The organism is Immundisolibacter sp. (assembly GCF_050250495.1).
Lineage (GTDB): Bacteria > Pseudomonadota > Gammaproteobacteria > Immundisolibacterales > Immundisolibacteraceae > Immundisolibacter.
The window spans coordinates 7,507-19,399 of sequence record NZ_JBFWOM010000022.1 but is presented as its reverse complement, the minus strand read 5'-3'; the positions used below and the strand labels follow the sequence as shown (position 1 = coordinate 19,399).

Annotated in this window: 11 protein-coding genes; 2 read left to right on the top strand and 9 right to left on the bottom strand. The window is 71.4% G+C overall.

The genetic code is table 11. From position 1 onward, the window contains the following. The 8 genes from AB7F93_RS12245 to AB7F93_RS12210 form a co-directional block, all read right to left on the bottom strand. Positions 1–1,200 carry a glycosyltransferase gene (locus AB7F93_RS12245; RefSeq protein ID WP_428303193.1) on the bottom strand — a complete coding sequence of 400 codons (1,200 nt, stop codon included), beginning with the start codon at positions 1,198–1,200 and terminating at the stop codon, positions 1–3. Further along, on the bottom strand, positions 1,197–1,913 hold the full coding sequence (locus AB7F93_RS12240; protein WP_428303192.1) for a 2OG-Fe(II) oxygenase: 717 nt from the start codon (positions 1,911–1,913) through the stop codon (positions 1,197–1,199). Before AB7F93_RS12240 ends, AB7F93_RS12245 begins: the two co-directional genes overlap by 4 nt. A gap of 5 nt (positions 1,914–1,918) precedes the next feature. Continuing rightward, a complete protein-coding gene (locus AB7F93_RS12235) occupies positions 1,919–4,213 on the bottom strand; it encodes an ELM1/GtrOC1 family putative glycosyltransferase (protein ID WP_428303191.1) in 2,295 nt (764 codons plus the stop codon). Then, the gene (gene spt, locus AB7F93_RS12230; RefSeq protein ID WP_428303190.1) at positions 4,210–5,424 is read right to left on the bottom strand and encodes a serine palmitoyltransferase; all 1,215 of its coding nucleotides are present in this window, start codon (positions 5,422–5,424) and stop codon (positions 4,210–4,212) included. The genes AB7F93_RS12235 and spt overlap by 4 nt, the downstream gene beginning before the upstream one ends. Positions 5,425–5,441: 17 nt before the next feature. Beyond that, on the bottom strand, positions 5,442–5,714 hold the full coding sequence (locus AB7F93_RS12225) for an acyl carrier protein (protein WP_428303189.1): 273 nt from the start codon (positions 5,712–5,714) through the stop codon (positions 5,442–5,444). Positions 5,715–5,781: 67 nt separating this feature from the next. Beyond that, the gene (locus tag AB7F93_RS12220) at positions 5,782–6,741 is read right to left on the bottom strand and encodes an NAD-dependent epimerase/dehydratase family protein (RefSeq protein WP_428303188.1); all 960 of its coding nucleotides are present in this window, start codon (positions 6,739–6,741) and stop codon (positions 5,782–5,784) included. Further along, positions 6,728–8,479, bottom strand: a complete 1,752-nt coding sequence (locus AB7F93_RS12215) for a fatty acyl-AMP ligase (protein ID WP_428303187.1) — start codon at positions 8,477–8,479, stop codon at positions 6,728–6,730. The genes AB7F93_RS12220 and AB7F93_RS12215 overlap by 14 nt, the downstream gene beginning before the upstream one ends. Positions 8,480–8,522: 43 nt before the next feature. Further along, on the bottom strand, positions 8,523–8,951 hold the full coding sequence (locus AB7F93_RS12210; RefSeq protein WP_428303186.1) for an HIT family protein: 429 nt from the start codon (positions 8,949–8,951) through the stop codon (positions 8,523–8,525). Between the two features lie 277 nt (positions 8,952–9,228). Between AB7F93_RS12210 and AB7F93_RS12205 the strand changes: the two genes are divergently transcribed. Continuing rightward, on the top strand, positions 9,229–10,365 hold the full coding sequence (locus AB7F93_RS12205; protein WP_428303185.1) for a GNAT family N-acetyltransferase: 1,137 nt from the start codon (positions 9,229–9,231) through the stop codon (positions 10,363–10,365). Next, entirely contained in the window at positions 10,362–11,153 is a 792-nt protein-coding gene (locus AB7F93_RS12200) for an NTP transferase domain-containing protein (RefSeq protein WP_428303184.1), read from the top strand. Before AB7F93_RS12205 ends, AB7F93_RS12200 begins: the two co-directional genes overlap by 4 nt. 81 nt (positions 11,154–11,234) lie before the next feature. Here AB7F93_RS12200 and AB7F93_RS12195 read toward each other — a convergent pair. Next, positions 11,235–11,893: NTP transferase domain-containing protein (locus AB7F93_RS12195; RefSeq protein WP_428303183.1), on the bottom strand; the 659-nt coding region annotated here is incomplete at its 5' end.

Genomic DNA, 11,893 nt, shown 5'->3' with positions numbered 1-11,893 from the left:
TCAGCCGGCCGGCTGCCGGAAGTTGCCGGCCGCGGCGCCGAGCAGCAGGTCGAGGTAGGCGTCCACCGCCCGCGGCACCGAAAAGAACGCTGCCCGCTCGCGCTGACGCGGCGGGTCGGGCGGGGTGGCCAGCGCGGTCTGCATCGCGCCGGCCAGCGCCTCGACGTCGCCCACCGGCGTGAGCAGACCGTAGCGGCCGTGGTCGAGGATTTCCGCCGGCCCGGACGGGCAGTCGGTGCTGACGATGCGGCAGCCGCAGGCGAGCGCCTGGATGAGCGCGCCGGGCAGGCCCTCGTAGCGCGAGGACATGACGTACAGATCCGCCCGCGCCAGCGCCGCGAACGGGTTCTCGGCGTACCCCGGCAGGGCCACGGCGTCGGCGACGCCAAGCTCGGCGGCGAGCGCTTCGAGCGGTGCCCGCAGTCGCCCTTCGCCGAGGATCAGCAGCCGCGCCGCGCGCTGCGTGCGCAGCCGGGCAAACGCCCGCAGCAGGGTGCTGAAGTCCTTTTGCGCGGCAAGACGCCCGACCGCCACGATCACCGGTGCGCCGCCGTCCGCCAGCCACGGGTGCGGCGCCGGTTCCGCCGCGCGCTGCGCAATGGCGGCAAGATCGGTCGGGTTGTAGACGGTGACGACGCGCTCGCGCGGCAGGTGCGCGACGGCGGCGAGGTCATCCGCCACGCCGTCCGACACCGCCACGATGGCGTCGGCGCGCGGGTAGTAGCGGCGTGTCATCCACGCCAGCAGCGGGCGGCGGCGCAGGATGGGCAGCTTGCTGTTGGTGATGGCGACCGACAGCTGCGTGCGCTGGCTGATGACCAGGCGCGTGCCGGTGCCGGCGAGCGCGCGGCCCCACAGCGCGGCAAGGTTGACGTAGTGCGAGGCGGACAGCAGCGCCGCCGGGCGCTCGCGGCGCAGGTAGTCGGCAATCGCGGGCGCCATCAGCAAGGCCTTGCGCCGCTTGCGGGCGCGGATCACCGGCAAGCGCAGCCACCAGCGCGTGAGGTTCACCAGGCGCACGTTGGCCGGTATCTGGTCGCGAAACGGCCCGTGCTCGTCCGGCACCAGCAGATCGACGGCTAGGCCCCGGTCGGCGAGCCCGCCGGCCAGCGTCAGCATGGTGCGCTGCACGCCGCCGAGGCCGAGGCCCGAAATCAGCAGCGCGACGCGCGGCGCCGCCACCTGCTCGGGAGCGCTCAATAGCCACCCTGCCCGCGCAACCGCCGCCACCAGGACGGGCCGCCGCCGGGCTCGATGACCAGGATGAACACCCGGCGCAGCGCCTGTGGCGGGCAGTGGATGGCCCGCACGGCGTGCCAGGAATGGTCGGTGCGGGCGAACAGCAGGCTGCGGTTGCCGATGGCGACCGATGGCGTGATGCGCTCGAAGTCTTCGAGTCGGGGCGCCGATTCGGGCTTCGGCGGATGGTCGGAATCGAGGATCAGCGTCTCGCCGCCCCAGGACGGATCCCAGTCCTTGTCGGTATTGAAGTAGAAGATGTGCGAGCCGAGCTTGCGCCTGGCGTCGCAGTGCGGCGACACCGAGCAGCCATCTGGCGTGTAGTGCCAGTGGCAGGACAGGCTCACCCGGCGCACGCCGAGCATGCGCTGCAAGAACGCCGTGTAGACCGGCCCGTTCAGCTCGGCGACAAATTCGTGCCAGGCCGCATCCAGCGGCAGGCCGGGCCGGTATTCCAGCGCGTAGCGGTCGTGGCTTTGCTGGCCGTGCTTGCGCGCCACGCCGAAGGCTTCTTCGAACAACGGCGTGTCCGGCAGAGTGTCGAGCAGCGCCGCGTAGCCCGTGTCCGTGAGCAGGCCCTCGGGGTTGATCCACGGATACGGGCGGCGGTGCTGGAAGTACGCCGCATCGAGCGCGTCGAGTCGCTCCGTGTCGAGGTAACGCAGGTCGGACATAGGCCTCAGGGTATCGGTTGTTCGGCGTGCAGCAGCGTGCGCGCCTGCGCCGCCGCATCCGCCAGCGCCCGCGCCAGCAGGTCCGGCGCCAGCAGCGCCGGGGCGGGTTCTGTCGGCAGGCTCGGCAGGCCGAGGCTGCGCTGCACGGCGGAAACATCACGCGCGCGGCTGATGATGCCGGTCGCCAGCACCTGGTCGTAGAGCCGGCCGAGCCGGTTCTGCTGACGCGCCGTGCCGCGGCTGCCGGCGGCGCGCTCCACGAGGCCCAGGCGCTGTTCGATCCAGTGCAGCAGGCGCTGGGCGACGCCGTACCGCGGCGGCAGGTCAAACACGGCAACCGGTTTGCCGGTGCCGGCGGCTTCGGCCAGCATGGACGCGCTGTCGCCGGTAACGATGAATTCGTCGGTCAGCGCCAGCAGTGCGCGGTAGGGATTTTCGGTCTGGCCCTTCGCGTAGCGGTGGCGCAACGCCGCCTCGCCGAGGCGTGCAAAAAGCGCATCGGTGGCGGCCAGCGACGTGCGCGGACCGGTGGTGACGAGCACGCTGCCGCCGCGCTGGGTGGCAAGTGCCGCCGCCGCATCGCCCAGGCGCGCGGCCGCATCGGCATCCAGCCGGTACGGCGCCCGATCGCCGCCCGCCAGCACGCCGATCCACGGCCGCGGCAACGCCGCCCAGCGCTGGCGCCAGTGTTCGATATCGGCGGCGTCGGCCGGCGCCGGTGTGGATGCCGGTGCGGGCAGATGCCGCACGTTGCCGCGCACCGGCAGGCCGTACTGCGGAGTGGTGACGACCAGATCGAACGCTGCGAGCGGCGCCCGTGGCCGGCCGAGCAGCACGCTGCGCGTGCGCCCGCCTGACTGGCGCACGATCCAGCGTGCCACGCTGGCACTGCGCCGGCCGGCGGCGATGACCAGATCCGGCCACGGCGGTGCGAGCGCGGGTTCGCTGCCGACAAGTCCCAGGCGGCTCGCGCCCCGGAGCCAGCCCGGCAGGCGCGACAGGGCCGAAAAGCGCAGCTTGTGCACCGGCGTCGGCGCGCCCAGCGCGGCGGCGAAGGCGTCGATCTGCGCGTTGTCGCCGGCGTGCTTGCCATGCAGGCACCAGACGGCGGGGGCGTGTTTGCTTGCGGCTTCCGCCTGCCAACCGTGCGTGCGCCGGCCGGTCTCATCCAGCACATCGAGCCGCCACACGCGGCCGGGGTAACGGCGCGCCGCGGTGCGCAGGCGCGCTCGCCACCACGGCTCGGTGTTGGCGGGCTCCTGCGCCGCGGCCGGCGACACGGCGAGATACACCGCGCGCCCGGCGGCGGCGAACAGGGCATCGACTAGCCACGGCAGATCGTCGGACGGGCACAGTTCCAGACGCGCGGCGGCGACGAGGTCCGCCTGCAGCTCTGGCAAGGCGTCGATCGACGACGCGCTGACGTCGAATCCGGCGAGCGCGCCGGTATCGAGCGGCCCGATCACGGCGGTGCGGCCGCCCGGCCCGGCCAGTTCGGCCAGCTCAATCGGCGCCGCGAAAGGCGGCACCGCAGCGAGGCGCGCGGCGCCTTCCGCAAATGCCGGGCTCGGCGCCGCGGCCGAGAAAATCTCGTAGCCCTGTGCGTCCGCCTCGCGTTCGAGGTCCCGCCACAGCTCGCCGAGCGGGTGCGGGTGGTAGGAGTACTGCTCCGGCGCCGGGTGCCAGGGCTGTTGGTTGAGCGCCGTGTAGTGCAGGCAGGTGGTGAAGCCGGGCCGGTATTCCGTGTCGCGCGCGTGCCACTGCGTCGGCAGCGCCGCCCACAGGCCGGGTTTGGCGGCGGCGAGGTCCAGCAGCGTTTTCTTGCCCAGGCGCTGCGCGCGCTCCAGCGTCCAGACTTCCGCCATGCGCGCGCAGTCGATCAGCATCACCGCCGTGTCGGCGGGCGTGATGGCCAGATACCCCGCCTCGCCCATCGGCAGGTCGAACAGCGGCGCCGGGTCGGCGAGGTAAATCTCGTCGACGTCGTTGTAGATGGCGCGCCCGTGCCGGCCGGCGAGATCCGGAATGGCAAAGCGGAAGTTGGTGAAGCCGGTGCGCCAGCGGCCCTGCGCGAAGCCCGGCAGGCGCGTCATGCGGTACACCTCGTACACGCGGGCCGGGTCGCGGGCCCGGATGAGCGAGTGGAAGAACACCCGCTCGGCGCGGTGCTGGGCCGGTTCGGTGCCCAGGAAGATGCGCACCGGCGGCCGATCGACGGGCATCACGCCGGGCAAGACGTCGAAGCGAACCGGTTGCAGCAGCGGGGCGGGCATCGCCGGCTGCGCGGCGGCGGGGTTCATGCCAGGGCGGCCTGGCCCGCGGCTCGCCCGCTGCTGCTGGGAAGGGCGGCGAAGGCGGCCAGAATCTGGTCCACCTGCGCATCGCTGTGGGCAGCGCTGATGCTGCAACGCAGCAGGCTGATGCCGCCCGGCGTGGCCGGCGGCACCATGAGGTTCACGTACACGCCGGCGTCGAGCAGCTGCTGCCAGTCGGCGAGCGCCTGCTCGCGGCTGTCGCGCGGAATCGCAAAGATGGGGCACGGTTCCGCGGCCGGCGGCAGGCCGAGCGCGGTGAGGCCCCCGTGCAAGCGGGCGACGTTGTGCCACAGGCGCGTGCGCAGCTGCGGCCGATCGCGCAGCGCCGCCAGCGCCGCGCGTGTGGCCGCAATGGTGGCCGGCGAGGGCGAGGCGGTGAAGATGTACGGCCGGCTCGTGTAACGCACCAGGTCCAGCTCGCGGTGCGGGCTCGCACAGAAGCCGCCGACGCCGCCGAGGCTCTTGCTGAACGTGCCGACCACGAAATCGACGCCGTCCATCACGCCCGCCGACTCGCACAGGCCGCGGCCGTGCTCGCCGAGCACGCCCAGCGAATGCGCCTCGTCCACCATCAGCATGGCGCCGTGACGCCGCTTGGTGGCCACGATGTCGGCCAGCGGTGCCTGGTCGCCCAACATGCTGTAGATGCCCTCGACGATCACCAGCGCATCCTGGGCGCGCTCGCCGAGGCGCTGTAGACGGCGATCAAGATCGGCCGCGTTGTTGTGGCGAAAACGGATGATCTCGGCGCCCGACAGCTTGCAGCCGTCGTAGATGCTGGCGTGGCAGTCGCCGTCGATGACCAGCACGTCCCCCGGCCCGGCCAGGGCGCAGATCATGCCGAGGTTGGCGAGGTAGCCGGTCGAGAACACGATCGCTTCCGGCCAGCCGTAGAAGTCGGCGAGCGCCTGCTCCAGCGCCAGGTGATCGGCGTAACTGCCGTTTGCCATGCGCGAGCCGGTGGTGCCGGTGCCCTCGCTGCGCAGCGCGGCGATGCCGGCCTCGATGCAGTCCGGGTCAAAGGTGAGGCCGAGGTAATTGTTGGTGCCGCCGAGGATCACGCGGCGACCGGCGACGATGCCCTCGGTGGGCGACAGGATGCGCTCCACGGTGACGCCGAACGGCACCAGGCCGCCGGAGCTCACCACATCGCGCCGCACGGCGGCGGCGCCTGCCAGTTTGTCGAACAGTCCCACAGGTTCAGGCCATGCGATCAGGCGAGCAGCACCTGCACGGCGTCGGCAAGCTCGCCGACCGTGCGCACGTCGGCCATCACGTTGACCGGAATCGAGATGTCGAACGCGTCTTCCATTTCCATCAACAGTTCCATCACCTGCAGGGAGTCGAGGCCCAGATCCGCGACCAGGTCCGTGTCACCGCTCACCTGCTTGCCGCCCGTCAGGGTGCCCAGGCGCCCCTGCAGGGTTTCCAGGATGCGCTGCGCGCTCGCTGCCATGTATTCCTCCTGCTCGCCGGTGCCGGCCACGGCGTTGCCGACAGTGGCGGCGGCAGTATAGCGGGCCGACTTGCGGTGGCGCAGCCGGGCGCGCGGCTCAGTCCGTCCGCCCGGCGACCGCCGCCGGCGCGAGGGTACTGCGTAGACCGGCCGCAAGGCCGAGCGACGGCTGCCAGCCGGTGCCGGCGAGACTGGCGTTACCGGCGCTGACCCAGTCCGGCCAGCGCAACTCTCGCGCCTTGCCGGGGGTGAGCATGGGCGCACGGCCGACGAGCCGCGCGAGCAGCGCGTTGCCGGCACCGAGCACGGACAGCACGCCGCCGGGCACGTGTAGGCAGCGCACCGGGCGCCCGCGCAGGGCTGCGACTGCGGTCAGCAGATCCGCCCACGCGTAGCCGCCCGGGTGGCCGTCGTCGGGTTCGTGGATGACGCCCCAGCCGGCGTCGTCGGCCAGCACGCCAGCAACGAGCCGTGCCAGATCGTCGACGTGCAGCAGCGAGAAGCGCGCGCCGGGTGGTCCGGGTATCACCGCCAGGCCCCGCAGCATGGCGTCCAGCAACGGCCGCAGCTCACGGTCGCCTGGCCCGTAAACCGCCGGTGGGCGCAGGACCACGCGCCGGTGCGCCGGCAGCGCCTCGATGACGCGCAGCTCGCCGGAGCGCTTGCTCGCCGCGTAGTGGGAGAGCGGCGGATGCCGGGCGGCGAGCGACGAGATGTGCACCACGCGCAGCGCTGGCGGGGCCGCATCAAGCAGGGTCTGCGTGCCGGTCACATTGACGCGTTCGAAATCGGCGCCGGTCGCCCCGCGCACGGCGCCTGCGCAGTGCACCAGCGTCGTGGCGCCGGCCAGCAGGTGTTCCACGGCGTGGCGGTCCGCCAGCCCGCCGGTGACGATTTCGGCGTGAGCCAGCGCCGGCACGCGCGCCTCGGAGCCCGCCCGCACCAGCAGCCGCAGGCCCCAACCCGCGGCGGAAAGCCGGCGGGCGATGGCCGCGCCAACGAAGCCGCTTGCGCCGGTGAGCGCGACGCAGCCCCGTGGCGCGTCAGTCAACGCCAAGCGCGGTGCGGTTGGGCGCGAGCGTGGCTAGGTCGTTGCGGGCGAGGAAATCGCGCCGCGCACCGGACCGCGACAGCTTGCCCGAGGACGTGCGCGGCAGCGTGTGCGGGGGCACCAGCTCGATGAAACACGCGATGCCGAGCTCCGCCTGTATCAAGCCCTGCAGGCGCGTGACCAGGTCCATGCGCCGCAGCGCATCCTGCTCCCGGCACTGCATGACCAGGACCGCCATGTCGCTGCCGTCGGCACCCGGCACGGCAAACGCGGACGTATCCTCCGGCCGCAGTTCCGGCTGCTGCTCGGCCAGGAATTCGAGATCCTGCGGCCAGATGTTGCGGCCGTTGATGATGAACAAGTCCTTCTCGCGGCCGGTGATGAACAAGCGCCCGTCGGCGAGATAGCCAACGTCACCGGTGTTCAGCCAGCCGTCCGAGGACAGCACGCGGGCGGTTTCCTGCGCATCGCCGAAGTAACCCGACATCACGCTCGGTCCGTGCACGAAGATGGTCCCGCAGCGGCGTTCCGGCAGGCGGCGGCCGGCGTCGTCACGTATCTCTGCCCGATGCCCCGGCAGCACCGCGCCGCAGTTGACGAAGCGGCTGACGGCGCGGCTGTCCGCGGTGGCCGGCCGGGCGACCCGCTGGCCCGCCAGCACATCCGCATCGACGGCATCCGTATCCACCGGCAGCGCCAGGGTCGCGAAGCTCACCGCAAGCGAGCACTCGGCCATGCCGTAGCAGGGCAGGAAGGCATCGTCCCGGAAGCCGCTGCCGCGCAGCACGTCGGCGAACTGTTCCAGCGTTTCGGCGCGGATGGTCTCGGCGCCAACACCGGCGATGCGCCAGGCCGACAGGTCGTACTGGGCAACGTCCGCCGGGCGCAGGCGGCGCGCCACCAGCGCGTAGCCGAACGGCGGGCTGAAGGCGATCGTGGCGCGGTTGCGCGACATCAGCGTGAGCCACTGGCGCGGGCGCATGGCGAAATCGCGCGTGCCGAGGTAATCGACCGAGCGCTGCGCCGCCAGCGGCGAGAACACGAGTCCGACCAGCCCCATGTCGTGATAGAAGGGCAGCCAGGACATGAAGCGGTCGTCGTCGCCGATGGCCAGCCCATGCCGCACGATGCCCTGCAGGTTCTGCATCACGGTGCGGTGGCTGATCATGACCCCGCGCGGAAAGCGCGTGCTGCCGGATGTGTATTGCAGGTAGGCCAGATCATCGGTCTGCGCGGGGCGCGGCACCTCCGTGGCAGCCGGCAGGGCCTGGAACGCCTGCGGCGTGCCGCAGAAAACGAGATTCGCCTCGTCCGATGCTTCCTGCAGCATGTCGGCGAAATCACTCGGCGCGACTGCCACCGAGGCCTTGCAGCTCGCTAGCATGGCGCGCAATTGCCGCACGTAGGCCTCGCGCCCGCCAAGGTGCACCGCGGCCGGCAGCGGCACCGGCACCATTCCGGCGTATTGACAGGCGAAGAACAGGCGCAGGAAGTCGGGATCGGTTTCCGCCACCAGCGCCACCCGCGCCTGTCGCGGCAGGCCAAGCGCGCCGAAGCGTCGCGCCAGATCGAGCGCATCGCGCCGCAGATCGGCGAAAGCGAGCGCCAGCGTCAGCTCGCCGCGCGCGTCGTGGAAATTGCAGCCGGTACTGCCCAGCGCGGCGTAGTCGAGCGCGTCGGTCAGGGTGTCGAAGTCGGCAAACCGCAGCGGCAGGGTGTTGCGGGTGGGGGTCGGGGTCAGCATGGAATTGGGCGAACCTGTCACAAGGTTGGCAGGGCGGCAGCGCTCATTGCCAGCAGCCGCGCAAGTGCTCCGCCAACGCGGTCTGCGTGGCGGCGTCCAAGGCGAGGTCGACCGCCAGATCGGGCGCATTCGGCCACGCGCTGTCGGCGAACGCCCGTCCGGCGAACGCGCGCGGCGCCGCGTAGCGCGGCAGCACGTGGAAGTGCACGTCGGGGTCGACCATCATCAGCATCAGGTAATTGATCTTGTCGTAGAAAAAGGCAGTGCCCAGCATGGCCTCGACGCGGCGCGTCGCCTCGGCGAGATCGGCGTAGCCGGCCGCACTGACCTGCCCGAACGCCGTCGCCGGCTCGTCGCACACCAGCACCAGCGCGCCGAGCGTCGGTTGCCTGGGGCGCAGCAGCACGGTCCAGGCACCGCAGCGGGCGATGCGCGTCGCGGGGTCGCCAAATTTTTGCGCCGTGGCGTTCACGCCCGCCGGCACCGCGCGCGCCAACGCACTTGGGCGTTGGCAATACCGATCGCAAGCGACGCTCTTAGCAAGCCGGCTCCCTGGATAGTGCCGACCGAGCGGGCGACCACGCGGGTGACCACGCAGGACGGCGTTTCATGTGACGAATCGCAGCCTTATCGTCGTCATAAAATAGCCGCGGAATATATCGCATATACCCTTGGCGGAAAATTTAGCCCGGGTCGCGCGTTGCTGTGTGCGCGTGGCGGCCTGTCCCCATGCCGAGACGTTTTCCGCCATGACTCCCGCCCCCGAATTAAGCATCGAGCCGCTGTCCGGCAAGGCCGCCTGGCGCGCCTTCTGGGCGCTGCCTGCGCGGTTGTACCGGCACGATCCGAACTGGGTGGCGCCGCTGCTGATCGAGCGGCACGAGTTGCTGTCGGCACGCAATCCCGTGTTCGAGCACCTCATCCTGCAGACGTGGCTGGCGCGCCGTGGCGATGCGGTGGTCGGCCGCATCAGCGCGCAGGTGGACGCCTTGTACGCGCCCACGCACGGCGCACGCGTCGGCTATTTCGGCTTGCTGGAAGCGGACGACGATGCCGAGGTGTTCGCCGCGCTGCTTGGCACCGCCGAGGACTGGCTGCGCGCGCAGGGCATGACCGAGGTGCGCGGGCCGTTCAACCTGTCCATCAACGAGGAATGCGGGCTGCTGGTGGACGGTTTCGACGCGCCGCCGATGGTCATGATGGGCCACGCGCTGCCCTACTACGCGCCGCGCCTCGAAGCGCTCGGCTACGCCAAGGCGAAGGACCTGCTGGCGTACATCGTCGACACCGACTTCACGTTCTCGGCGGCGGCGCTGCGCGTCATCGAGCGCGAGCGCGACAAGGTCACGCTGCGGCCGATCGATTTTCGGCACCTGGACCGCGACATCGGGATCCTGCGTGACATCTTCAACGACGCATGGGCCGGCAACTGGGGCTTTGTGCCCTTCACCGAGGCCGAGTTCAAGCAACTCGGCTACCTGGTGCGCTGGCTGGTCGACCCCGGTTTCGTGCAGATTGCCGAGATCGACGGCGAGCCGGTGGCGATGATCGCCGTGCTGCCCAACCTCAACGAGGCGATTGCTGACCTGCGCGGCCGGCTGCTGCCGTTCGGCTGGGCGAAGCTGCTGTGGCGGCTCAAGGTCCGCCACCCGAAGGGCGTGCGCGTGGCGCTGATGGGCGTGCGCCAGCGCCTGCAACGTACGCGCCTGGGCAGCGCGCTCGCCATGCTGGTGATCGACGCGGCGCGTCAGACGGCGCTGCGCTGCGGCGCCGCGCAGGCCGAGATGTCCTGGATTCTGGAAGACAACCGCGGCATGTGCAGCATCATCGAGTCGCTCGGCAGCCGCTGCTACAAGCGCTACCGCATCTACGGCAAGCCGCTTTGACGCAGACCTTCCATGCCGTCGTGCTGGCCGGCGACCGCGGCCCCGAGGATCCGGTCGCCAAACACACCGGCGCGCCGTGCAAGGCGCTGGTGCCAGTGGCCGGCCGGCCGATGCTGCTGCGGGTACTGGATGCGCTTGCGGGCAGCGCGGCAATCGATGGGGTAACGCTGGTCGGGCCGCAGGCGGTGCAGGTTGAGCAGTGCCCGGAACTGGTCGAGCGGATCGCGCGCGGAGCGCTCGCCTGGCAGCCGCCGCAGGCCTCGCCGAGCCTCAGCGCGGCGGCGGCGCTGGCGCAAGTGCCGGCCGACCGGCCGGTGCTGCTCACCACGGCCGATCACGCCCTGCTCAGGGCGCCGTGGGTGGATGCGTTCTGCGAACAGGCGCTCGCCAGCGGGCAGGATGCCGTGGTGGGTCTTGCCCGGCACGCCGCTGTGCAGGCGGCGTTTCCGGGTTCGAAACGCACCGCGCTGCGGTTCCGGGACGATGCCTACTGCGGCTGCAACCTGTTCGCCTTCCTCACCCCCGCCGGGCGGCGGGCGCCGACGTTCTGGCGCCAACTCGAACAACAGCGCAAGCGGCCGCATCGACTGGCGGCGGCGCTGGGCCTTGGAACGTTGGCGGCTTACCTGTGCGGGCGGCTCACGCTGGCCGGCGGCCTCGGGCGCCTGTCGGACAAGGTCGGCGCACAGCTCGGCGCGGTGCTGCTGGACGATCCGCGGGCGGCGGTGGACGTGGACTCGGTGGCGGATTTCGAGCGGGTTCAGTCGGTCCTGATGCGGGACGCTTGAGGCGCAATTAACAGTCCGTCGCGGACCGGCGCCGCGACGAGCCGAGTTGAATAGGGCAGGAAAGCCCTATTCAACGGCCTGTCAAAGGCCGGCCACCACCGCGCGGGCCGTGTCGAGGTCGCGCGGGAAATCCACCTCGCCCCAGCGCAGGCCCTCGATGGAGCAGGTCTCGACCAGGCCCTCGTCAGCCAGGCGGTCGATCACCGACAGGTACCACCAGCGCAGGCCGTCGGGCTCGCGCAGCGCGTGCTCCACGGCGGCCTGAAAGCGGCGCGCGCCGTCGGCCGAGAAGCGCAGCATGCCGATCGACTCGGCGTCCACCGCGTCCACGGGCAGGTGCTTGCCGATGCGCAGCAGGCGCTCGCCGTCGGTGATGACCTTCATGTCGTCGTCGTCGTAGCTCGCTTTGCAGTCGGTCACCAGGCGGATCGGCGCCGCCGGTGCCGCCAGCAGGCGCTGCACCACGGCGGGCTCGAACACGGTGTCGCCGTTCAGCAGCAGCACCTCGTGCGCAAACGCCGCGCGGGCGATCCAGCAACTGCCGAGGTTGTCCGCCACCTGGAAGAACGGGTTGTACTGCACGCCGATCGGCTGGCCCGCGTAGTGGCGCGCGATCACCGCCTCGACCGCATCGCTGGCGTAGCCGGTGACCACCGTGACCGGCCCCACGCCGGCCGCCAGCAGCGCATCGAGCTGCCACTGCAACAGCGTCTTGCCGTGCAGATCAACCAGGCATTTCG

Coding starts and splice junctions, on each gene's coding strand:
- AB7F93_RS12205 (WP_428303185.1), top strand. CDS start 9,229: ATGACTCCCGCCCCCGAATTAAGCATCGAGCCGCTGTCCGGCAAGGCC.
- AB7F93_RS12235 (WP_428303191.1), bottom strand. CDS start 4,213: ATGAACCCCGCCGCCGCGCAGCCGGCGATGCCCGCCCCGCTGCTGCAA.
- AB7F93_RS12215 (WP_428303187.1), bottom strand. CDS start 8,479: ATGCTGACCCCGACCCCCACCCGCAACACCCTGCCGCTGCGGTTTGCC.
- AB7F93_RS12240 (WP_428303192.1), bottom strand. CDS start 1,913: ATGTCCGACCTGCGTTACCTCGACACGGAGCGACTCGACGCGCTCGAT.